The organism is Magnetospirillum molischianum DSM 120, from assembly GCF_000294655.1.
Classification (GTDB): Bacteria; Pseudomonadota; Alphaproteobacteria; order Rhodospirillales; family Magnetospirillaceae; genus Phaeospirillum; species Phaeospirillum molischianum.
Genome location: NZ_CAHP01000014.1, coordinates 113,230 through 136,853 on the forward strand (window position 1 = coordinate 113,230; position 23,624 = coordinate 136,853).

Below are 23,624 nucleotides of genomic sequence, written 5' to 3' on the forward strand. Positions count from 1 at the left end.
CCACGCGGGCCAGGGCCGGGATTAGGAAATAATGTCGAAGGTCTCGTTAGCCTCGGTCAGTTGCAGCATCCTCAGCACGGTATCGCGCGGATGAAGCAACGAAAGAGTAGACCCGACCGCAGACAATTCTTCGTGAGCGATATAGAGCAGACCCAATCCAACCGAATCGATATGGGTTAGACTGGAGAGATCAAAAACAACTTTGCTCCCACGAATTTTCGAGATTCTCTCAACGATTGCCTGAAAGTCTTCATTGGCGGCGAAATTCAACTGACCGGTCAGCGTGACATGGGTGATGCCACCCTGTTCGGAAAAACGGTAGTCCATTACGAATGCTCCCTCTCGCTCGCTCGAACTATAACTTTGGCCTCCACCGAACGCCAGTGGCTTCAACCGACGTGGACGGCATGAAAATTCGGTGACAGCCACGGCAGCACAAGCGGTTGCCCGCCGCGCCGTGTTAAGTTGACGCCCCCTTTTCTGCTATTTCGGACTGTATGACATCCGCCCCCACACACACCGCCGGTTCCAACGGAATCGGTCACCTGTCCGCCCAGGTTCTTCTCCTCGGCGAGCGGCTGGACACTCGCCGCCTTGAAGAAGGTCAGGTGCTTGGCACCGCCCCCCTGATTATCCGTGCCGGCAAAGACGGTTTCGCCGTTCTATTCCGCTACGGCGTCGCCGTGTTGTTCGGCCTCGATCCGATGGAAGAAGCGGTTTTCCTCACCTCGCTGGCCAAGCTGGTCGCCGAGCCGATGCCGAGCCAAGGCCGCGCCTCGACCGATTTGGCAATCGTCCCCGGCGGCGAGGACCGGGTCGATCAAACCGGAATTATCTCTCTTATCGATACCTGCCCGGAACGCCTGCAACTGGTCGCCGAGATGATGGCGCGCGATCTGGTCCTCGATCATTACGAGACCCGGATCGCCCGTGTGTTTGACAGCATCGAACCACTGGCCGCCTCGCTGGGCAAACGCAGCCTGCGCCACCTGCGCACCCGCGACCTGCTGGCCCAGATCGGCGAGGTCCTGCTGGCCGAACATCGGATGGTCGGCCGCGTCGAGTTACTCGACAGCCCCGAAGTCCTCTGGGTCAAGCCGGAATTGGAACGGCTATTCGTCCGGCTGGAACGCGAATACGACCTGTCGGCCCGTAACCGGGCGCTGGACCGTAAGCTGGAAGTGATTTCCGACACCGCGGAAACCCTGCTCGACCTGATCCAGACCCGCAGCAGCATGAAGGTTGAGTGGTACATCGTCTTTCTCATCATGTTTGAGATTTTTCTGACGATCGTCCAGATGGTTCAAGGCTCCGGACCCTGGCATTAAAGGGAAGATTTGAGACTTTCCAATTCATAACAAAGAGAATAACATCTTCGAAAGTTATAGACCTTGTTGTATGGGGACGCCTACCCCCGAGGGGAGTCGAAGATGTTTTGGTTCAAAGACACGAAAAGTTTCGAGCACGAGTCAATTATAAAGGCTCTGGATAGATCGAACGCTCGGGTCGAGTTTGACATGAACGGAAATGTTCTCGCCGCAAACCAGAACTTTCTTAAGTTAATGGGGTATACTCTTCCAGAGATTTTATCTAAGAACCATAGCAACTTCGTTGACGAAGCCTATCGCGGCAGCAAAGAATATTCCGACTTCCGGGCCGGATTGCGGCGGGGCGAATATCAATCCGGCCAGTTCAAACGCATCACTAAAGACGGTCACGAAGTCTGGTTCGAAGCCGAATACAACCCGATCCTGAAACCGGATGGCACCCCTTACAAGGTCATCAAATTCGCCACCGACGTGACCGCAGAAAAAGAGCGTTACCTCGATCTTCATGGCAAATACGAAGCCATTTTGAAGTCCCAGGCGGTGATCGAGTTCACGATGGACGGAATCGTCATAACCGCCAACGATAATTTCCTGAAAGGGATGGGCTATGAGCTGTCTGAGATTGTCGGCAAGCATCACAGCCTGTTCGTCGATCCAGATTATCGCGACAGCCAGGACTACAAAAACTTCTGGATTCGTCTGCGTCAGGGCGAGTTTCTAGCGGCCCAGTTTCGCCGGATCGGCAAAGGTGGACGTGAGGTCTGGATCGAAGGGTCCTACAACCCGATCCTCAATGCCGATGGCAAACCGATAAAAGTGGTGAAGTTCGCCACCGACGTCACCAAACAAATCGCTCTTCTCAATCAGCTTAAGACGCTGATCGACGTCAATTTCACGGAAATCGACTCGGCCGTCACCCAATCGACGATCGAGACAGGGACAGCCAGTTCCGCCGCAATCCAAACCTCTGGCAATGTGCAATTGATGGCGGCCAGCGCCGAGGAAATGGCGGCCTCGATTTCCGAGATTTCTCAAAGCATGACGAAATCGCAAATGGCAACCGATGGCGCGTTCGATCAGGTGGTCGCCGCCGGACAATCGGCCAAGCATTTGTCCGAAGCGGCAACCGCGATGGGCGGAATCGTCGGATTGATCCAGACGATTGCCGGACAGATCAACCTGCTGGCTCTCAACGCCACCATCGAATCGGCCCGCGCGGGCGAGGCTGGCAAGGGGTTTGCCGTCGTCGCCAACGAAGTCAAGAATTTGGCGAATCAGGCCGCCCGTGCAACCGAACAGATCAGTCAGGAGATTGAGGGCGTTCAGTCCATCTCGAACGATGTCGTGTCGGCTCTCGACATCATCCGCCAGTCGATTGGAACCGTCCGCGATCACGTCACCTCAACCGCCGCCGCCGTCGAAGAACAAAGCGCGGTGACTCGCGACATGTCGGGGAACATGCAACGGGCGTCGGACTCGGTTGAAACCATTTCCCGGACCGTCGCGACGATCAGTTCCAGCATTCACCAGATTGAGGAATCCGTCGGCAAGACCAAGGATGCCGCCAAGATTCTGGCACGCTAGAGCGTCAAGCCCCTCTTCACCAGAGAAGAGGGGGCTTTAATCTCTGTGCGGTCGGAATTCAGGATGGGAGCGTCTTGGCCGCAACCGGATCGGGTCGGCGGCGGGCAAAGCGCTGGTCGAGACGAACCGCACCGATGGCGACGGCAAACAGCGCCAGCCACACCACCCGGTTCTGATAGCGCTCGTGCGGGTTTGAAATCGCGCCGCAAACGATGGCGTTGCCAAGAAGCGCCAGGGTAACGATCACGGCCAACCCGGTGGTCGAGCGATCACGACGCCGCCACGCAACCACCAGCACCGCCAACAGAGCCAGTTCGGCAGCATAATTAACCGGAACCTGGAAATCGTTCTGGGCGGTAAAATCAAGCGCGGGTCTCCGCTGCTGACGGGCGAAGCGGAATTCGCGGAACTCGGCGGGAAAGTGGCGTAGCTGAGTCTTGACGAAGTGCCAGGTCATCGGCACCAGATCCTCGCCACTGTCGATCGATTGCAATTGCTCGACCGTGTTGTCGAAGGCGGCGCCAAACACCTTAAGCGGAAAACGGCGGATCGCATCCTTGACGATGAATCCGGCTTCGTCATGCATCGCCCGCCAGCCGCCCATCTCGTCGAATGGACTGTCTCCCCACAAGAATTCGTCGGCGGTACGGGGCAGCTCGTCCTTGTGCTCGCACATCTTCAGCGGAGCACCCTGGGGGCAAACTTCGTCGAGATAAGCCTGCGCAACGCCATTTTGGACAAACAGGGCAAGTTGCAGCACCTGCCCGGACTCACTGAAATAGAAACGCCCGGTAACCAGTTGATGAGTCACCGGAACCGCCAGGATGCCACAGACAATCGACAAACTGGCGATGGTCAGACGGGGACGCGGCATCCGCCGGATCAGCCGCGACAGCGCCGACATCGCCCACAACACCATCAGCAATCCGGCCGCCACCGCGACATGCGACATGTGAACGCAGATTGCCAGCGCCGTCACCACCCCCAGCGCCGAGCGCCGCCACCGCGGCAATCCCTCGCCAAAAGCCAGAGTGGCAATCCCCAGGATCGAGACCCCGGCAAAAACATCGGCCAGCAATTGCGATGCGACCCAGGGCAGCCCGGTCAGCAGAGCCAGAAGCAGTCCGATGGCAAGAAACACGATATGCCGCCATCGCCCGACAAAGCCCATCACGGCTTCATGCAGCACCCAGGTGGTCAGCACCGCCTGCACCAACGGCATGATCCACAGCGTATCGAATAGCCGGGTCAGGGTGCACAGCATGCTGTAGGTCATCGTCCGCCAGACGATCGGCTGAAAGCTGAACGCCATGTCGATGTAATCTTCGCTGTCGAAATAGATCAGCGGATATCCATTCCACAGCGCGGGAGCAATCAGCAGAAGCACGACCAGCATGAAAGACAGGCAATGCCAAGCAAAAGACCAGCCGGTGAGCGGGGCTCGCGGCATCGGGGGTCAGTTCCCCCTTTTCCAGGTCGTACCCGACGCACCGTCTTCCAGCAGAATGCCAGCCTCGGCCAGTGCCTTGCGGATACGGTCGGCCTCGGCGAAATCACGCCCCTTGCGGGCAGCGGCGCGGGCCTCGATCATCGCCTCGACCTCGGCGTCGTCGGGACCGTCCCCCTTGGCCGTCGCGGTCTTGAACCACGTCTCGGGATCGTGGGACAGCAGACCGAGCAGACGACCCGACGCAAGCAGCCGCGCCTTTTTCTTCGCCTTGTCGGCGGGATCGACCGCCTTGTTGAGGCTTCCGGCCAGATCGTGCAGATGGCTGATCGCAAGCGGGGTATTGAGATCGTCTTCCAGCGCGGCCCGCACCTCGATCGGCGCGTCGGCTGTGTCATCGGCGGGAATATCGGCAACAGCGCGCAACGCGGTATAAAGCCGGTCGAGGGTGGCCCGCGACTGCCGCAACAGATCGGCGGTCCAGTCGAGCGGCTGATGGTAATGAGTGGTCAACATCGCCAACCGGATCGCCTCGCCCGGAGCAAGGTCGAGCAGATCGCGGACGGTGATGAAGTTCCCCAACGACTTCGACATCTTCTCGCCATTGACCATTAGCCAGCCGTTATGAAGCCAGTACCGGGCAAAAGGCTGACCGTTGGCGCAGACGCTCTGCGCGATCTCGTTTTCGTGGTGAGGGAAAACCAGATCCTGTCCGCCGCCATGGATATCGAAACTGGCACCCAGATGTTCAAGGCTCATCGCCGAGCATTCGATGTGCCAGCCAGGACGGCCCCGCCCCCACGGACTATCCCAGCCGGGCAGATCATCGGACGAGGGCTTCCAAAGAACGAAGTCGCCCGGATCTTTCTTGTAAGGAGCGACTTCAACCCTGGCTCCGGCAATCATCTCGTCTTGAGACCGCCGCGACAGACCACCATAGGACGGCATCGACGCAACGCTGAACAGCACATGTCCCTCGGCCACATAGGCGTGGCCACGCTCGACCAGCCGGGCGATCATCGCCACCATCTGCGGGATGTGAGCGGTGGCGCGCGGCTCGACATCGGGCGACAGGCAATTCAGCGCCTCAATATCCTCATGGAACAAGGCGGTGGTACGCGCCGTGATGGTCGAGATCGGCTCACCCGAATCCTTGGCGCGTTGGTTGATCTTATCATCGACGTCGGTGATGTTGCGGACATAGCGCACGGACGGATAGGTCTGCTTCAACAGCCGATAGAGCACGTCGAAAACGATGACGGGACGGGCATTACCGATATGAGCGCGGTCATAGACGGTTGGACCGCAGACATACATCCCGACATGATCGGGAGCCAGCGGCTCGAACGGTTCCTTGCGGCGGGACAGGGTATTGTAAAGAACCAGCGGCACCGATCGGTCTCCGGCATTCAATAATCAAAGGGAAGATCAGGCCACACGGCCTTCAAGCCGAGCCAACGCGCGGGCTCGACCGATCAGAGGTAACAGAGTCTTCAGTTCCGGTCCATTCTCGCGCCCGGTCAGAGCCAGACGCAACGGATGGAACAGAGCCTTACCCTTGCGGCCGGTGGCCTGTTTCACCGCCTCGGTCCACACCGACCAGCTCGACAGATCCCACGGTTCGGGCGGCAATAACGCGGCGGCGGCGCGGGTGAATTCGACCTCTTCCGTCGCCGGAGCCAGCTCGGCACGGCAAATCGCCCACCACTCGGCCGCATCGGCCATCCGGGTCAGATTGCCGCGCACCACCAGCCAGAACGCTTCGTCGGCTTCGGACAGGCCCAACTCGGTCAGGGACTCACGCGCCTCGGCAAAGCTCATCTCGTGCACCAGCCGGGAATCAAGCCGCTCCAGCAAGGCGAGATCGAATTTCGGGCTGCCGCGTCCGAACTTGTCCCAGCCGAATTCGGCGGCCAGTCCGGCCAGATCGTGCTGCACCGCAACCGCGTCGGACGTGCCAAGCCGGGCCAGCAGTGCGTTCAACGCCATCGGCTCGATCCCCCGCGCCCGCAGGTCGGCCAGCGAGCCGGACCCCAGCCGCTTCGACAACCCCGCACCACCGGCATCGGTCAGCAGCGGCAGATGGGCAAAGCCCGGCACCGGCCCGCCCAACGCCTCGAAAATCTGAATTTGGGCAACGGTGTTGGTGACGTGATCCTCGCCACGCACGACATGGGTGATACCGAAGTCGATATCGTCCACGACGCTGGGCAAAGTGTAGAGGAAGCTGCCGTCAGCCCGGATCAGCACCGGATCGGACAAGTGCTCGCCATGGCCGTGGCAAGCACCGCGGACCAGATCGTCCCAACGCACCTCGGCATGATCGAGCTTGAAACGCCAATGCGGACGACGGCCTTCGGCCTCGCGCGCCGCGATCTCGGCTTCGGTCAGCCGCAGGCTGGCGCGGTCATAGACCGGCGGACGCCCGCGCGACAGCGCCAGCTTGCGCCGGATTTCCAGCTCTTCCGAGGTCTCCCAGCAGGGATAGAGCCGACCCGACTGTTTCAGCCGTTCCGCCGCCGCCTGATAACGATCCAGCCGTGCGGACTGACGCTCCAGCCGGTCCCAGGACAGGCCCAGCCAACGCAGATCGGCCTCGATTGCCTCGGCATATTCGACCCGCGACCGATCCGGGTCGGTATCGTCAAGCCGCAGGACAAAGCTGCCGCCGCTCTTGCGGGCGAATAGCCAGTTGATCAGCGCCACACGGGCATTGCCGACATGCAGCAGCCCGGTCGGGCTGGGCGCGAAGCGAACGATAACGCTCATCGTGGCGTGAAGGCGTTGGTGATGGGGTAACGCCGCTCCTTGCCGAACGCACGGGCGGTGATCTTGACTCCGGGCGGAGCCTGACGCCGTTTGTATTCGGCACGGTCAAGCATCCGCCAGACCCGCCGCACTGTTTCCTCGTCATAGCCCTTGGCGCAGGTTTCGGCCACGCTCATTTCTCCTTCGATCAGACATTCCAGAATGCCGTCCAGCACCTCATAGGGTGGCAGGCTGTCCTGATCTGTCTGGTTTGGCCGCAATTCGGCGGTCGGCGGCTTGGTCAGCACCCGTTCGGGCATCACCGCGCCCTTTGGCCCCAACACTCCCGGAGGACAATGGCGATTGCGCCAGTCCGACAGGGCGAACACCGTGGTTTTATAGACATCCTTCAGCACGGCATAGCCGCCGCACATATCGCCATACAAAGTGGCATAGCCGCAGGACATTTCGCTTTTGTTGCCGGTCGATAGAACCATCGGCCCAAACTTGTTGGACAGGGCCATCAGGGTCAGCCCCCGCGCACGCGACTGCACGTTCTCTTCGGTGGTGTCGGGAACGGCATCGCCGAACAACGGGGCCAGCATCGCCGAGAATGCCTCCATCGCCGGACGGATATCAACGGTATCGAGGCGGGTTCCCAGTAAGGCCGCAACCTCCGCCGCATCCTCCAGACTGTCGATCGAGGTATAGGGCGACGGCATCATGACACAACGCACCCGCTCCGCCCCCAGCGCATCGACCGCAACGGCCGCCGCCAAGGCGCTGTCGATCCCACCGGACAGACCCAGCACAACGCCGGGAAAGCGGTTCTTCGCCACATAATCGCGCAGGCCGACGACCATCGCCTGATAGATTCCCTCCAACCGCCCGACCGGCGCGGCAAGTGGCCCGACGCAGATCCAGCGCCCCGACTCACGCCGCCACTCGGTCAAGGCGATCTCGACCTGCCACGGAGCCAGCGACGCGGCCAGAGCGCCATCGGACGCGACGACAAAACTGCCGCCATCGAACACCAGTTCGTCTTGACCGCCGACCTGATTGACGTAGATCAGCGGCAGACCCGTAGCGGCGCACCGCGCCGTCGCGTGCTCCAGCCGCCGCCCCTGCTTGTCGTCTTCATAGGGCGACCCGTTCGGCACCACCAAGATTTCGGCACCGTCGCGAGCCAGAGCCTCGGCCACGTCGGCATACCACATGTCTTCGCAGACCAGCACCCCCAGCCGAACCCCCCGAAAATCCATCGGGCGAGGCAATGGACCGGGCACGAACAGCCGCGCCTCGTCGAACACGCCGTAATTGGGCAGGTGCCGCTTAAACTGGATTTCGGCGATGCGTCCGCCATCGAGCAACAAGGCGGCATTATGCACCTGCCCGGCCTCGCGCCAGGGCGAGCCGACGAGAATTGCCGGTCCAGTGACGGTTTCCCCGGCCAAATCGCGCACCGCCGCCTCGCAAGCGTCGAGAAACGCGCCCTTTTGCACCAAATCCTCAGGGGGATAGCCGCAAACGCACAATTCGCCGAACACCACCAGATCCGCCGCTTGAGCGGCGGCGCGGGTCCGGGCATCACGGATCATCCGAATATTGCCGGCAAGATCGCCGACCACGGGATTGACCTGGGCAAGCGCAATACGAAGAGACTCGGTCATGTCAAAACAGGCCGGATAGCTGGATCAGGCTCGCAGACTATGGACGGCAGCCAAGCCTGTCAACGAAGGGGCTTCCCCGCTGCGGATTGGCTGCCCCGCGAAAAGCCCGCCCCTACCCCCGCGCCCCGCCCAGCAATCCGCGCGCGATCACCTGCGCCTGGATTTCCGCCGCCCCTTCGAAGATGTTAAGGATGCGGGCGTCGCACAGAAGGCGGCTGACCGGATATTCCTCGGCATAGCCATTGCCTCCATGGACCTGAAGGGCATTATCGGCATTGGCCCAGGCGACGCGGGCAGCCAGCAACTTGGCCATCCCCGCCTCGATATCGCAACGATGCCCCTGGTCCTTTTCCCGTGCCGAGAAGTAGGTCATCTGGCGGGCGATCATCGTTTCGACCGCCATCCAGGCGATCTTGCCGCCGACACGGGGGAAATCATAGATCGGCTTACCGAACTGAACCCGCTCGGTCGCATAGCGCAAGGCGGTCTCCATCGCCGCCTGAGCAACGCCGACAGCCCGCGCGGCAGTCTGAATCCGAGCGGACTCGAAGGTTTCCATCAATTGCTTGAAGCCCTGCCCCTCGACACCGCCCAGCAGGTTGGCCGCCGGAACGGTGAAGCCGTCGAAGCCCAGTTCGTATTCCTTCATGCCGCGATACCCCAGCACCTTGATCTCACCGCCGCTCATGCCGGGAGCCGGGAACGGTTCGGTTTCGGTGCCACGCGGCTTGGGAGCCAGCAACATCGACAGGCCACGATAATCGGTGCTGGCGGGGTCGGTACGAACCAACAAGGTCATCAGGTCCGAACGGGCAGCATGGGTGATCCAGGTCTTGGCCCCGGTAACGGTATAGGTGTCGCCCTCCTTCACTGCCCGCGTCCGCAACGCGCCCAGATCGGACCCGGTATTCGGTTCGGTGAAAACGGCGGTGGGCAGAATTTCACCCGAGGCGATGCGGGGCAACCACTCCGCTTTTTGCTCCGGGGTACCGCCGAGACGGATCAATTCACCCGCGATCTCGGATCGGGTGCCCAGTGAACCGACGCCGATATAGCCGCGCGATAATTCCTCGGTAACCACGCACATCGCCGTCTTGCCCAGCCCCAGCCCGCCATATTCCTCGGGCAGGGTCAGACCGAACACTCCCATCTCGGCAACCTGCGTTACCACTTCGATCGGGATCAGCTGGTCTTTCAGGTGCCAGTCATGCGCGAACGGCGCGACCACCTCATCGGCAAAGCGGCGGAACTGGTCCTGGATCAGAGTCAGGGTCTCGTCGCCCAGCCCGCCTTCGCCATAGGTGTGCCCGTCGCGGAGCAAAGCAGCAATCCGGCCGCGCACGGCGGCATTGCAACCACAGCTGCGCAGAACCTGCACAGCCGGTTCGGCTAGACGGTGAAGATCGGCGGACTCAAGCCCCAGATCGGAGGGGCGAACGATCTCGCCCTGACTCATCGGGATACCGCCGTGAATCTGAGCCAGATATTCGCCGAATGCCGCCTGGAGCATCAACGCTTCCAGTTCGCCCAGCTTTCCGGCAGCCTCCAGCCGCTTGCCCCAGCCCAGCATCTGCTCCAGCGCGGTGACGGTGGTCGCCAACCAAGCGTAGCCGTGAGCCGCGGTCTGATACGTTTCCAACAAAGCCGCCACGACCCGACCGTCGCGCACGACCAGAGCCGACACAGAGTCCTTGGCGGCGGCGCGCAGCCTGTCTGCGGCGGCCAGCGCCGTCTCGCAGGTGGCGATCAGATCGGGAAGCAGGGTGGTCATCGCTATATATCCTTACGACAAGGCCGACCACGCCCCGGCAGAACGGGGCGTGGAAAACCTATTTCATGAGAGAAACTTGGCTTACAGCGTCTTTCAGCCGTCGATGCAGTCCTCAATCGTCAGACGGCCGGACTGATGAGCTTGCACCAACACCGCCATGTTGCCGGGCTTGTGCTCGTTTCTCAGCATCCGCATGTGGGCAAGCGGGATGTCGTCCCAGGAATAAACCTCGGACATGCAGGGGTCGATCCGCCGCTCGATCACCAGCTGATTGGCCTGAGCCGCCTGGAGCAGGTTGGCGAAATGGCTACCCTGAATTCGCTTTTGCCGCATCCACACGAAGCGGGCGTCAAACGTGAGGTTAAAGCCGGTGGTCCCGGCGCAGAACACCACCATGCCGCCGCGCTTGACGACGTTGCACGAAACCGGGAACGTCGATTCGCCTGGATGCTCGAACACGAAATCGACGTCGTTGCCCTTGCCCGTGATATCCCAGATCGCCTTGCCGAACTCGCGGACCTTTTTCATATAGTCCGAGAACGCCTTGGGATCGCCATCGACATCGGGCAACTGGCCCCAGCAATCGAAATCCTTGCGATTGATAACGCCCTTGGCCCCCAGACTAAGCACGAAGTCGCGCTTGTCGTCTTCGGAAACGACGCCGATGGCGTTGGCTCCCGATACCGCGATCAATTGCACTGCCATCGACCCCAGACCGCCAGCGGCACCCCAGACGAGAACGTTGTGACCGGGACGCAGCACATGGGGACGATGGCCAAACAGCATCCGATAGGCGGTCGCCAGGGTCAGGGTGTAGCAGGCGCTGGCCTCCCAGGTCAGATGGCGCGGACGCGCCATCAATTGCTGGGCCTGAACGCGGGCGAACTGGGCGAACGAACCGTCAGGGGTTTCGTAGCCCCAGATGCGCTGGCTGGGCGAGTTCATCGGGTCGCCGCCATTGCATTCCTCGTCGTCGCCATCGGTCTGGTTGCAGTGAACCACCACCTCGTCGCCGACTTTCCAACGCTTGACCTTCGAGCCGACCGCCCACACCACGCCCGAAGCGTCCGAACCGGCGATATGATAGTCGGCCTTGTGGTAATCAAACGGCGAAATCGGCTTACCTAAACAGGCCCAAACCCCGTTGTAATTGACCCCGGCCGCCATCACCATGACCAGCACGTCATGGGAATCGATCACCGGCGTCTCGACCACCTCGACCTGCATCGCGGTGTCGGGTTTGCCGTGACGTTCACGCCGGATCGCCCAGGCGTACATTTGGCGAGGGACATGTCCAAGCGGCGGGATCTCTCCAAGCTCGTAAAGATCTTTAACCACTTGCCCCGGACGAATCTCGGACGAGAGTGCCGATTCGGTCATGCGCGATCTCCTTCAAGTGCCTAGCCTGTCGGCGATGCGCCCGTTCCTTGCGCCCGCCCGATGAATTTATCGTTTTGCCGCTTTCTTCGCAATGCACAAAATGATAGTTTGTTTCGTGAATACATTTCGATAGGAAACAATTAGTAACCTTTCGGACGATTCCCCCACACTGAAACAATCGAGCACGCCGATGACCGATCCCAGAGCCCCCTCCTCCTCACGGGATAAGCCGTGGCTGTTCCGCACCTATTCTGGACACAGCTCGGCCGCCGAATCGAACCGGCTGTACCGCACCAATCTGGCCAAAGGCCAAACCGGGCTGTCGATCGCCTTCGACCTGCCGACCCAGACCGGATATGACAGCGACCATCCCCTGGCGAAGGGAGAGGTGGGGAAGGTCGGCGTTCCCGTGTGTCATATTGGGGACATGATGACCTTGTTCGAGGGGATACCCCTCGAAAAGATGAACACATCAATGACGATTAACGCCCCAGCGGCGTGGCTACTTTCGCTATACATCGCGACTGCCGAGCGGCAAGGCGCGGCGCGGACCAGCCTCAACGGCACAACTCAGAACGACGTCATCAAGGAATATCTGTCGCGCGGCACCCACATCTTCGCGCCCCGTCCGTCATTGCGACTGACCGCCGATATCATCGCGTTCACTTATCGCGAGGTTCCCAAGTGGAACCCGATCAACGTCTGCTCGTACCATCTTCAGGAAGCCGGGGCGACACCGGACCAGGAACTGGCCTATGCGCTCGCCACCGCGATCGCGGTGCTCGACACGGTGCGGCCCCGCGTGCCGGAAGCGGACTTCCCCCAGGTGGTGGGGCGCATCAGCTTCTTCGTCAATGCGGGTATCCGCTTCGTCACCGAACTGTGCAAAATGCGGGCTTTCACCCGGCTATGGGACGAGATCTGCTGCGACCGCTACGGCATCGAGGATGAAAAGCTCCGCCGCTTCCGGTACGGCGTTCAGGTCAACAGCCTGGGCCTGACCGAGCAACAGCCCGAGAACAACGTCTATCGCATCTTGCTCGAAATGCTGTCGGTGGTTCTGTCAAAAGATTCGCGGGCCCGCGCTGTACAGCTTCCGGCCTGGAACGAGGCGCTGGGCTTGCCCCGGCCGTGGGATCAGCAATGGTCACTCAGGCTGCAACAGATCATGGCCTATGAAACCGATCTGCTGGATTATGGCGACATTTTCGACGGCGCCACGGCAATCGAAGCCAAGGTCGCCGAACTGGCCCAGGGAGCGCGTGAGGAGGTGGCGCGGATCGACGCGATGGGAGGCGCCGTCGCCGCAATCGAAAGCAGCTATATGAAGCGGCGGCTGGTCGAGTCCAACGCGCGGCGTATTGCCGCGATCGAATCCGGCGAACAGGTGGTGGTCGGGGTCAATCGCTGGACCGAGACCGAACCCAGCCCGCTGACGACCGGCGACGGCTCGATCCTGTCGGTCGATCCCCGCGCCGAGGGAGAGCAGATTGAACGATTGCGGGCCTTCCGCGCCGAACGTGACGAAAGCGCAGTGGCTGCGGCCCTGACCGCCTTACGCACCGCCGCCGCCGAGGATCGCAACGTCATGGATCCGTCGATCGCCTGCGCCCACGCTGGCGTCACCACCGGTGAATGGAGCCAGACCCTGCGCGACGTCTGGGGCGAATACCGCGCTCCCACCGGCGTCTCGACCTCCGGCTCTGGCATTGATGGGAAAGCACTGGCGGCGCTCCGCAACCGGGTTGAGGCGGTATCGGCCCGATTAGGGCGGCGCGTCAAAATTCTGGTCGGCAAGCCAGGGCTGGACGGCCATTCCAACGGTGCCGAGCAGATCGCGGTGCGGGCTCGCGACGTCGGGATGGAAGTGGTGTACGAGGGCATTCGCCTGACGCCAGCCCAGATCGTCAATGCCGCCCTGGAAGAAAGCGTTCACGTCGTCGGGCTGTCGATTCTTTCCGGCAGCCACCTGCCCCTGATCGCCGACATCCTGGACCGCATGCGCAGCGCCGGGCTGGGTGATATTCCTGTCGTTGCCGGCGGCATCATCCCGCCCGAGGACGAACGGACCCTACTCGCCGCTGGCTGTGCTCGCATCTACACGCCAAAGGATTACGACATCACCCGGATCATGGGTGACATCCTCGATCTGCTGGAAGGATAAGGGAAGCCCGAACTCTAATACCGGCCAACCCTGGATTTGATCCGTTGGCCGGTATTCTGCCGCCATTGCGGCGGCGGCCAAGGACCGAGATGAGCGAGGGAACGGACAAGACGCCGCTTCGACCTCAGCCAAATAGTTTGTCTATCGCGTCCTGTCCCAGGATGACATCGACATCGGTCTGCTGCATCGCCTGACCGGGTAATTGTGGCCCGTGAAGCAGCTTGCGATCGGGATCTTCTTCTTTTTTGATCTCGACCACCACTTTGGCCAGTTCCTCGCGGCCCCAGGTAACGATGATCGAATTAACCCGATCTTCGACGAATTTCAGAGAATTAACCACCTTCGAGACGCGCTGGCCGGTGATGTCCTGGAACGAGCAAGCCTCGAACACCTGATTGACCCGATCGCCGACCGCATCGAAAATTTCTTCAAGCCGGGGAGATTGGGCGCTGGCGGCCAGGACACGGGCCTCCGTCATCAAGCCATCGATATGCTCGACGCTTTCCATGATGGTGTTGGTCGCTGTTTCGGTCGCCGCAACGATCGCGTCGAGCTGTTCCGACATACTATTGAAGTGATCGGATGGACTCTGCGGATTTAGAGCTGCCAGTTCCGCACGAATCTTTTGCAGATGCCCAAACAGTCCAACCAGTTCCCGTTTCAGCCGGGCCGCATCAGCCGCGCCCTTGGCGATGGCCATTTAAATTTCCACACCCGTTAGCCTTGACGCGATAATAGACTGTTTATCCCCATCACGCCAACGCCACGTGTACCGAAGGCATTTCAAATCAGCAACAATCCAACCAGCCAGTAGGCTCCGCCGGGCAATGTCGCGAGCAGAAGGGAAGCGGATAATCGCTGCATAATGAAGACCTTCCATCGGCAAGGGGGGAGGGGTGATGTCGTTCCGCGACGGAGGATAGGGCATCGGACGCACGGGCCGATGTGATCGATCCATGAAGAGTGTACGCGCCGCCTCCTTATAAATCTACCTATATAGTAGTTTTATTAATTTAACGCAGCAGGAGCGCGACAGACAGGACCGCCCTACCCTTTCCGCCAATCCCGGCGCTCCCGCCCCGAAATCAACCCCCAGCACGATTGACTCCGCACCGTCGGCGGCTTATACACGTCCGCTCGTTTTCATGTCCTGTTCGTATCGGAGTAGCCCTCGTGAAGCGTACCTATCAGCCGAGCAAGCTCGTTCGCGCCCGCCGTCATGGCTTTCGCGCGCGCATGGCCACAGTCGGCGGCCGCCGCGTCATCAACAATCGCCGCCGCCAGGGCCGCAAGAAGCTGTCTGCTTAGGGGCGATGTCGGCGCAGCTCGATCGGCTTAAAAAACGGGCCGATTTTCTGCGTGTCGCCGGCCTCAGGCGCAAATGGGCGGCTCCCGGTCTGATTCTTCAGGCCGCGCCCTGTCCGACCAAGGATCCGCAAGCCGACTCGCTTCGAGTCGGCTTCACCGTTTCCAAGAAGGTAGGAAATTCCGTCTGCCGCAATCGCGCGCGGCGGCGTCTGCGCGCAGCGGTCGCCGAGGTTTTTCCGGTTCGGGCCGCGCCTGGACTGGATTATGTCGTGATCGGACGGCGCGAGACCCTGGACCGGCCTTATTCTCTTCTCTTGCAGGATTTGGCCACGGCGTTAAAACGTCTCGGTGCCTTGCGCGTCGAGCCCGCCGCGACACCCCCTGCGGCCCAAGGAGAGAGATGAACCCCGTCGGTCTGGTCCTGCGCGGACTGATCCGCACTTACAAATATCTGATCTCGCCCCTGCTACCGCCGAGCTGCCGGTTTCTTCCGACCTGCTCGGCCTACGCACTGGAAGCGGTAGAGACCCACGGCCCTCTGTCTGGATCGTGGTTGGCCGCCCGGCGGATCTGCCGCTGCCACCCCTGGTCCGAGGGCGGGTTCGACCCCGTACCCCCGCCGCCCCGTCAGTCGGAAAGGATGTCATGAACGACCAGCGCAATCTTTTCGCCGCCATCGCCGTTTCAGTCCTGATCCTGATCGGCTGGCAATATTTCATGCCGGCCAAGCCCCCGGAGCCGCTTTCCGCGACACCGCAGGCCACCGCGACCGCCCCATCGGCTGCGTTGACTCAGGCTCAGCCCCCGGCCGCACCGGCTGCGATGGCTCCGGCCAACGTCAACCCGATCGAAGCCCGCGCCACAGCCCTGAACAACAGCCGTCGCGTTTCGATCCAGACCCCATCTCTGCATGGATCGATCGCCCTGTTGGGCGGCCGGATCGACGATCTGACTCTGGCGAAATACCGCGAGACACCCGATCCCGACAGCGCAGAAATCATCCTGCTGTCCCCCGCTGGCTCGCCGTCTCCCTATTGGGCCGAATTCGGCTGGGTTCCGACCGATCCGACCGTTCGGGTTCCCGGTCCCGACACGCTGTGGTCGCCTCAGTCGGGTAGCGCGCTGACGCCTGAACAGCCCGTGGTGCTCAGCTGGGACAATGGCGACGGCCTGCGCTTCATCCGCACCTTCACCGTCGATGAGAACTACATGTTCTCGGTGTCGCAGCGGGTCGAGAATTACGGCACCCGCCCGGTCGCGCTGCACCCGTTCTCGCTGCTAGCACGGACCGGCACCCCGCATACCGAGGGTATGTACATCCTGCATGAAGGCCCGCTGGGCGTCTTCAACCGGACCTTGAGCGAAACCAAATACGACGACCTGAAGAAGGACGGCGTTTCGCGTCACGAGTCCGAAGGCGGCTGGGCTGGCATTACCGATAAATACTGGCTGACTGCGCTAGTTCCTCCGGCGAAGGAGCAGACCACCGCTCGGTTCGTCCATCAGCGGATCGACAATACCGACCGCTATCAGGTCGATTACATGGGTGGTGCCCGGACCGTCGCCCCCGGCGACAGCCTGGATGCCGATTTCCACCTCTTCGCGGGTGCCAAGCAAGTCGGTATGCTCGACAGCTATGGCGAGAAGTACAATATCGACCGTTTCGACCTCGCCATCGATTTCGGCTGGTTCTACTTCCTGACCAAGCCGTTCTTCTACATGCTCCAGATCCTGCATTCCGCCCTGGGGAATATGGGGCTGGCGATCCTGGCGTTGACCGTGATCCTGAAGCTGGCAATGTTCCCGCTGGCGAACAAGTCCTACGTGTCGATGAGCAAGATGAAGAAGCTTCAGCCGGCAGTGCAGGCCCTTCAGGCCCGCTTCGGCGAAGACAAGATGCGCCTTCAGCAGGAAATGATGATTCTCTACAAAAAAGAGAAGGTCAATCCGCTGTCCGGGTGCTTGCCGGTCCTGGTTCAGATTCCGGTCTTCTTCGCGCTCTACAAGGTCCTGTTTGTCACCATTGAAATGCGCCACGCGCCGTTCTATGGCTGGATTCACGATCTGTCGGCACAGGACCCGACCAACATCTTCACGCTGTTCGGCCTGCTCCCGTGGACCACGCCCAGCTTCCTCCATCTCGGCCTGTGGCCGCTGATCATGGGCGTGACGATGTACTTCCAGCAGAAGCTGAACCCGCAGCCGCCGGATCCGGTTCAGGCCAAGGTTCTGTCCTTCCTGCCGATCCTGTTCACCTTCCTGCTGGCTAACTTCTCTTCCGGCTTGGTGATCTATTGGGCCTGGAACAACGCCCTCTCGATCGCCCAGCAATGGATGATCATGCGTCGCCTGGGAGTAAAGCCCTGACGTCCGAACACGATCCCTCGACCGGAGCGGCCGATGCCGACCCGGTCGAGACCGGGCGATTGCTATTCGCCCGTGAATGCCGCTTCATGATGGGGGGGGTGTCTCTTGACACCCTTCCTCCCGCCGACCTTCCCGAACTGGCCTTTGCCGGGCGGTCCAACGTCGGAAAATCCAGCCTCCTGAACGCACTGACTGGCCGCAACAGTCTGGCGCGCACTTCGAACACCCCCGGCCGGACCCAGGAACTGAATTTCTTTGACCTGGGGGGACGCCTGATTCTGGTCGATATGCCGGGCTATGGCTTCGCCAGCGCCCCGAAGGCCCAGGTCGAACGCTGGACCCGGCTGATCGAAGGCTTCCTGCGCGGCCGCACCGTGCTGCGTCGGGTCATCGTTCTGGTCGATTCCCGTCATGGGCTGAAGGACAGTGACCGGACCATGATGAAGATGCTCGATCAGGCGGCCGTGGTCTATCAGGTGGTTCTGACCAAGGCCGATAAGATCAGCGACGCTGCCCTGGCGGCGGTCACCGAAACGGTAAGGGCGGAAATCGTCACCCGAACCGCCGCCCACCCCACTCTGATCGCCACCTCTTCAGAAACCGGACTTGGCATCGCGGAGTTGCGGGCCGAGTTGGCCACCCTCGCCCGTGGAGTGAAGATCTAGATGATCAGCGAAAATACCCCCGATATCCTGCACGACCGCAAGGCCTGGCTGGAGCGCGCCAAGACCCTGTCCGAGGCGTTGCCCTTCATGCGCCATTTCTCGGACGAGACCCTGGTCATCAAGTTCGGCGGCCATGCGATGGAGTCGGACGATCTGGCCCGGTTGTTCGCTCAGGACGTCGTTTTGCTGCGGCAAGTCGGGGTCAATCCGGTCGTCGTGCATGGGGGTGGACCGCAGATCGACCAGATGTTGAAGCGGTTGAACATCGTCACGCCGCGGATTGACGGACTGCGTTACACCGACGAGGCCACCATCGAGGTGGTCGAGATGGTTCTGGCTGGTAAGATCAACAAACAGATCGTGTCGGCGATCAACGAGGCGGGCGGCTTCGCCGTTGGCCTGTCGGGCAAGGACGGCCAGCTGATCCGCGCCCGGCGACTGCGCCACGTCCGCCACGACCCCGAGACCAATCGCGACGTGATGGTTGATCTGGGCTTCGTCGGTGAACCGGCCGAGATCACCCCGCACATCCTCGATTTCTTCCGTGAATCCGACATCATCCCGGTGGTCGCGCCGGTCGGCATGGGACCAGCGGGCGAGACCTATAACATCAATGCCGACACCGCCGCCGGCGCCATCGCCGCCGCGACCGGATCGCGCCGCCTGCTGATGCTGACCGATGTTCCCGGCGTTCTGGACAAATCAGGCAATCTGATCCCCGAAATGACCGCCGCCCAGGTCAAAGCCTTCATTGCCGATGGCACCATCTCGGGCGGGATGATCCCCAAGGTTGAAACCTGCCTCGATGCTGTCGCCAAAGGCGTTGACGCGGCCGTGATTCTCGACGGACGGATTCCCCACGCGGTTCTGCTCGAACTGTTCACGCCCCATGGCGTCGGAACCCTGATCAAGGCGGGCTGACCGCCGGATTTTTCGGAGGGCAGGCCATCCCCGGACCTGTCCTCCCCTCTTTCCGCTCCATTCCCATTTCATCGTCGGGTTGGTTTTTCAGAAACCGACAGCGACCTGCATTCGCATGGCATTCTTTCGTCATACAGTAATAGTATCAATCACTGATGAGGCAATCCCCTCAACCCTAGTAATTACAAAACAGAATTTACTTAGGAAAAACTATCCGAACGGTTGTCTTTGGATGGTTATCCACTTTAAGATAGTGTAAGCCACGCGGCATTTTTAGTTTTTCCCTTATTCCTTGCGGCCTTCCCTCTTGCGTTTCGCATACACTGAGGCAAGTATCGGCGCCGCAATTTTGTTGAGGGAAACATGCCAAGGAAAAAGGCAAATCGAGGCCGAACCCCGTCCGGCGCACCCAATCCGATCGACGTCCATGTTGGCGCACGGATGCGGTTACGACGGACTCTTCTGGGGCTAAGCCAGGAAAAGCTTGGTGAACTGATCGGCCTGACGTTTCAGCAGATCCAGAAATATGAACGTGGCGCCAACCGCGTTAGTTGTTCTCGATTGTTCGACCTGTCGCGAGCACTGGAAATTCCGATCTCGTATTTCTTTGAAGACATGACGGAAGAGGTTCAGAACCTTAGCCCGGTGCAGATGGGCCGTGAACCGCACCGAGACGACCTTCCTGCTCCGGAAACCGACCCCCGGCTCCGGCGCGAAACCCTGGAACTGGTCCGCAATTACTACAGCATCAGCGACCCCGACGTGCGGCGGCGAATCTACGATCTTGCCAAGGCGCTGAGTGAACGGGGCGACGAGTAAAACATCCGCCGTCGGGACCGGATGCCCTGTGCCAGGGCGCCTTCTCCCGGATCGTCCTGGACTGCGTGGGCATCACGGCCCTCCCCCCCGCAGCCCGCGATGATCCCGCGACCGACCTTCGAACCAGATCGCTTTCATTTTTCAGATGCAATAATCGTCGGCGGCCGGCGGCCGGGGCAAACGCGGAGCAAACCGCCCGCCCAACAGCGGTGCCAGCCTGCCGAGATCTCCCAGAACATCAAGTACGACGGTCTCGGCCCCACCGCCGAGAACCACCCCCTGCCCGCCTTCTTCGAGGAATAGTTCCAACCCCAGCCGGCCAATCTGATCGATCGCCGACTGCGCCCCCAAGGCTGGGTAGGTAATCATGTAGGGGATCGCCAGGGTCTCCAGCAGGATTGCCGCGTCGATCGCATAACCGGGTCCACGCGGATCGTCAGGCGGCGGATCGATGAAGACGAAATCCGGACGGCGCGGCATCGCCACCCGCGCGCGCAAGAAGCGAAACCAGTCATGGCTCCAGAAGCGGACCCAGCCGCCTTCGCGGTTAGCCTGGGCGCGCGAGATTTGGGCGGTATCGATGTCGTTGACATCGATTTCCACCGCAACCCCGGTCTGCTCCAGCACCCGCGCCGCCAGAACCCACGAACCGGGATGCCCTTCGCGACCGGCGGGTGATACCGCTACAGCGTCGTGAAACGCCGTTCCGGTAAAACTATCGCGGAGTTCGAGGACCGTTCCCAGCCCGCGGGGGCGGGGAATGCAGCCGCATCCGGCATGAGTGTCGGCAAAGGAAAACGACACCTCCGCCGCCGCCGGATCGAGACCGCGCGCGGCGACAGCCGACCGCGCCAGGGCCGCCGCGAGAATGAACTGTGTCCAAAGAATGCCGTGATCACCCAGATCTTCCATGCCGTATCCGTTCGCGCTTGTTGCACTTGCGAGTAAAGCACGGAACAGGCGCAGCGCCAGAGAAATGTGCTGGTGAGTGGATCAGCCCTTGGCGCGGGGGTGGGCGTCACGATAAACCTCGGTCAGCCGAGCCGAGTTGACCGCAGTGTAGCGCTGACTGGTCGAGAGCGAACTGTGGCCCAGCAAATCCTGGATCGCGCGCAGATCGCCGCCACCGGCCAACAGATGGGTGGCGAAACTGTGCCGTAGCCCGTGCGGGGTAGCGGTATCGGGCAACCCCAGCAGCGGCCGCAGACGGCGCATCTGGCGCTGAACCACGCCGGGATTCAACTGAATCGGAACGGCGGGCATGATGCGGCGTCTCTGGTTGCTGGGTCCGAATAGTATGACAGTGCCCCCGCAGCGGTGACAGCGGAAAGAAAGCCGGGTAATAATCCCGCCCCAAGAATGTCCGTCCCGCCGTCCGAGGTTTACCAATGAAATCCTTGTGGTCCGCTGCCGAAGCCGAACGTCTGGTCATCCAATTGACCGCCGAGGGAATCGACGCAGAATTGGCTCTGTCCGTTTATGCCACCCGATTGCTGGGCGGCGATCCGACGCTGGTGTTGCATGGCGGCGGCAACAGTTCGGTCAAGGCCACCCTGCCCGACTTGCTGGACCAGCCGGTTTCTGTATTGCACATCAAGGGATCGGGCCGCGATATGGCGACAATCGATCCCGATGGCTTGCCCGCGGTGCGCCTCGATCCGCTACAGGCTCTGCGGCGGCTGGATCGGCTGTCCGATGCCAGCATGGTCAATGTGCTGGAACTGAACCGGCTGCACGCCGACGCGCCCGCCCCCTCGGTCGAAACTCTGATGCATGCCTTTCTGCCGCATCGGCACGTCCTACACACCCACGCCACCGCCGTGCTGGCGCTGTCGAACCAGCCGGACGGCACGGCCGCCTGCCGCGAGGCGTTCGGCTCCCGCGTCGGCATCGTTCCCTACATGATGTCGGGCTTCGCTCTGGCCCGCGCCGTTGCTGAGACCTATGAAGCCGATCCGACGGTCGAGGGGCTGGTGCTGCTGAAGCACGGTCTGGTCACGTTCGGCGACGACGCCGCCACCGCTTACCGGCGGATGATCGACCTGGTTACTCTGGCCGAGGGCCATCTCGCCCAGGGCCGCCGCACGGTCGTCCCTGTCGCCGGTCTTGCCACTGCTCCGGTCGCGGCGGCGGCATTGGCTCCCCGTCTGCGCGGCTTGCTGGCCCGTGATAAGGGCGACGGCCTGTTCGAGCGCTGGCTGCTTGATCTGCGCGATGACGATTCGGCCCGCGCCCTGTCCGACGATGCCGCCCTAATCAAGGCGGTCGGGCGCGGCGTGGCGACCCCCGATCACGTCATCCGCACCAAACCCTGGCCACTGGTCCTGCCGCCCGCCCCCACCGCCGAAGGTCTGGATGGATGGGTCGAGGCCGCCCGCGACATCATCGCCGCCTACGAGGCGCGCTACCACGATTACTTCGTCGCCAATGATCGGGCCAAGGGCGGCGGGCGCATTGAGCTCGACCCGGTCGCCCGTGTCGCGATCGTTCCCGGCCTCGGGCTGTTCGGGATCGGTGCCGCCGCCGCCGCCGCCGCCGTCGCCGCCGACATGGCGCTGGCAACCGCCGCCTGCGCCGCTGCCGCCGAAAGCATCGGCACCTATACCCCGGCCGCCGAGGCCGACCTGTTCGACCTTGAATATTGGTCGCTGGAACAGGCCAAGTTGGGCAAGCGCAAGCACCCGGAACGTCCGCTGGCCCGGCAGGTGATGGTCGTTACCGGCGGCGGCTCGGGAATTGGGGCCGCCACCGCCCGCGCCTTTGCCCGCCAGGGGGCTGAAGTCGCGATCCTCGATCTGTCGGCCAACGCGGCCCGCACCGTCGCCGCCTCGATCGGGCCGCGCGTGCTGGGACTGGGCTGCGACGTCACCAACCCCGAAGCCGTCGCCGCCGCTTTTGACGCGGTTGCCCGTCATTTTGGCGGCGTCGATATCGTCGTCAGCAATGCGGGGGCGGCGTGGCAGGGCACCATCGGCAGCGTTGACGACGCAACATTGCGCCGCTCGTTCGAACTGAACTTCTTCGCCCATCAGGCCGTCGCCCAGAACGCGGTGCGGCTGTTCAAGGCCCAGGGCAGCGGCGGCAGCCTGCTGTTCAACGCATCGAAGCAATCGGTCAATCCGGGCAAGAATTTCGGCCCCTATGGCCTGCCCAAGGCCGCGACGCTATTCCTGATGAAGCAATACGCGCTTGATCACGGCCGTGACGGCATCCGCTCGGCGGCGGTCAATGCCGACCGCATCCGCTCGGGCCTGCTGACCGGCGATATGATCGCCAGCCGCTCGGCGGCACGCGGCCTGTCGGAAAAGGACTACATGGCGGGCAATTTGCTTGGGCGCGAGGTCGGAGCCGAGGACGTCGCCGATGCATTCGTCTGGCTGGCCCGCTCGAACAAGGTCACTGCCTGCACCATCACCGTCGATGGCGGCAATATCGAAGCCAGCCTGCGCTAG

The 23,624-nt window shown here is 61.8% G+C and carries 20 protein-coding genes and 1 pseudogene; 11 read left to right on the forward strand and 10 right to left on the reverse strand.

The annotated features are described in order from the left end of the window. Positions 1-21 precede the first annotated feature (21 nt). Positions 22-327 (reverse strand): STAS domain-containing protein, encoded by a 306-nt coding sequence (locus PHAMO_RS04795; RefSeq protein WP_002726968.1) that lies wholly within the window; start codon positions 325-327, stop codon positions 22-24. 170 nt (positions 328-497) lie between these two features. On the opposite strand from PHAMO_RS04795, the gene PHAMO_RS04800 reads away from it, so the two are divergent. Then, positions 498-1,328: an RMD1 family protein gene (locus PHAMO_RS04800; protein WP_002726970.1), complete on the forward strand. Its 831-nt coding sequence runs from the start codon at positions 498-500 to the stop codon at positions 1,326-1,328. A 102-nt stretch (positions 1,329-1,430) separates the two neighbouring features. After that, positions 1,431-2,912, forward strand: coding sequence for a methyl-accepting chemotaxis protein (locus tag PHAMO_RS04805; RefSeq protein WP_040566193.1), 1,482 nt, complete (start codon positions 1,431-1,433; stop codon positions 2,910-2,912). Positions 2,913-2,970: 58 nt separating this feature from the next. On the opposite strand, the gene PHAMO_RS04810 is transcribed toward PHAMO_RS04805, so the two are convergent. From PHAMO_RS04810 to ccrA, 6 genes are all read right to left on the reverse strand, one after another. Then, a complete protein-coding gene (locus tag PHAMO_RS04810; protein ID WP_002726973.1) occupies positions 2,971-4,362 on the reverse strand; it encodes a hypothetical protein in 1,392 nt (463 codons plus the stop codon). 6 nt (positions 4,363-4,368) lie between these two features. Continuing rightward, positions 4,369-5,751 (reverse strand): cysteine--tRNA ligase, encoded by a 1,383-nt coding sequence (gene cysS / locus PHAMO_RS04815; protein WP_002726974.1) that lies wholly within the window; start codon positions 5,749-5,751, stop codon positions 4,369-4,371. A gap of 36 nt (positions 5,752-5,787) precedes the next feature. Next, positions 5,788-7,128, reverse strand: coding sequence for a glutamate--tRNA ligase (gene gltX, locus PHAMO_RS04820; protein WP_002726975.1), 1,341 nt, complete (start codon positions 7,126-7,128; stop codon positions 5,788-5,790). Further along, positions 7,125-8,777: an NAD+ synthase gene (locus PHAMO_RS04825; RefSeq protein WP_002726976.1), complete on the reverse strand. Its 1,653-nt coding sequence runs from the start codon at positions 8,775-8,777 to the stop codon at positions 7,125-7,127. The genes gltX and PHAMO_RS04825 overlap by 4 nt, the downstream gene beginning before the upstream one ends. A gap of 112 nt (positions 8,778-8,889) precedes the next feature. Next, a complete protein-coding gene (locus tag PHAMO_RS04830) occupies positions 8,890-10,548 on the reverse strand; it encodes an acyl-CoA dehydrogenase family protein (protein WP_002726977.1) in 1,659 nt (552 codons plus the stop codon). 93 nt (positions 10,549-10,641) lie between these two features. Beyond that, positions 10,642-11,928 (reverse strand): crotonyl-CoA carboxylase/reductase, encoded by a 1,287-nt coding sequence (gene ccrA / locus PHAMO_RS04835; RefSeq protein WP_002726978.1) that lies wholly within the window; start codon positions 11,926-11,928, stop codon positions 10,642-10,644. Between the two features lie 190 nt (positions 11,929-12,118). On the opposite strand from ccrA, the gene PHAMO_RS04840 reads away from it, so the two are divergent. Continuing rightward, positions 12,119-14,092, forward strand: coding sequence for a protein meaA (locus PHAMO_RS04840; protein WP_002726979.1), 1,974 nt, complete (start codon positions 12,119-12,121; stop codon positions 14,090-14,092). Positions 14,093-14,216: 124 nt separating this feature from the next. On the opposite strand, the gene PHAMO_RS04845 is transcribed toward PHAMO_RS04840, so the two are convergent. After that, positions 14,217-14,792, reverse strand: a complete 576-nt coding sequence (locus tag PHAMO_RS04845) for a protein phosphatase CheZ (RefSeq protein ID WP_002726980.1) — start codon at positions 14,790-14,792, stop codon at positions 14,217-14,219. A gap of 473 nt (positions 14,793-15,265) precedes the next feature. Here PHAMO_RS04845 and rpmH point away from each other — a divergent pair, with 473 nt between their 5' ends. From rpmH to PHAMO_RS04880, 7 genes are all read left to right on the forward strand, one after another. Beyond that, positions 15,266-15,400, forward strand: a complete 135-nt coding sequence (gene rpmH / locus PHAMO_RS04850; protein ID WP_021132026.1) for a 50S ribosomal protein L34 — start codon at positions 15,266-15,268, stop codon at positions 15,398-15,400. Positions 15,401-15,405: 5 nt separating this feature from the next. Further along, entirely contained in the window at positions 15,406-15,804 is a 399-nt protein-coding gene (gene rnpA / locus PHAMO_RS04855; RefSeq protein WP_002726981.1) for a ribonuclease P protein component, read from the forward strand. Continuing rightward, complete coding sequence (yidD, locus tag PHAMO_RS04860) at positions 15,801-16,049, forward strand: membrane protein insertion efficiency factor YidD (protein WP_002726984.1); 249 nt, start codon at positions 15,801-15,803, stop codon at positions 16,047-16,049. Before rnpA ends, yidD begins: the two co-directional genes overlap by 4 nt. Continuing rightward, the gene (yidC, locus tag PHAMO_RS04865) at positions 16,046-17,767 is read left to right on the forward strand and encodes a membrane protein insertase YidC (RefSeq protein WP_002726985.1); all 1,722 of its coding nucleotides are present in this window, start codon (positions 16,046-16,048) and stop codon (positions 17,765-17,767) included. The genes yidD and yidC overlap by 4 nt, the downstream gene beginning before the upstream one ends. Then, positions 17,731-18,432: a ribosome biogenesis GTP-binding protein YihA/YsxC gene (yihA, locus tag PHAMO_RS04870; protein WP_002726987.1), complete on the forward strand. Its 702-nt coding sequence runs from the start codon at positions 17,731-17,733 to the stop codon at positions 18,430-18,432. The genes yidC and yihA overlap by 37 nt, the downstream gene beginning before the upstream one ends. Next, positions 18,433-19,353, forward strand: coding sequence for an acetylglutamate kinase (gene argB, locus PHAMO_RS04875; protein WP_002726989.1), 921 nt, complete (start codon positions 18,433-18,435; stop codon positions 19,351-19,353). A 363-nt stretch (positions 19,354-19,716) separates the two neighbouring features. Continuing rightward, entirely contained in the window at positions 19,717-20,172 is a 456-nt protein-coding gene (locus PHAMO_RS04880) for a helix-turn-helix domain-containing protein (RefSeq protein ID WP_002726991.1), read from the forward strand. 141 nt (positions 20,173-20,313) lie between these two features. Here the strand turns inward: PHAMO_RS04880 and PHAMO_RS04885 are convergent, their stop codons facing one another. Both PHAMO_RS04885 and PHAMO_RS04890 read right to left on the reverse strand, forming a co-directional pair. After that, complete coding sequence (locus tag PHAMO_RS04885; protein ID WP_002726993.1) at positions 20,314-21,084, reverse strand: hypothetical protein; 771 nt, start codon at positions 21,082-21,084, stop codon at positions 20,314-20,316. 81 nt (positions 21,085-21,165) lie between these two features. Beyond that, positions 21,166-21,417 (reverse strand): annotated as a pseudogene (locus PHAMO_RS04890) (tyrosine-type recombinase/integrase); the annotation flags it as partial. 143 nt (positions 21,418-21,560) lie between these two features. Here PHAMO_RS04890 and PHAMO_RS04895 point away from each other — a divergent pair. Continuing rightward, positions 21,561-23,624 carry a bifunctional aldolase/short-chain dehydrogenase gene (locus PHAMO_RS04895; protein WP_002726997.1) on the forward strand — a complete coding sequence of 688 codons (2,064 nt, stop codon included), beginning with the start codon at positions 21,561-21,563 and terminating at the stop codon, positions 23,622-23,624.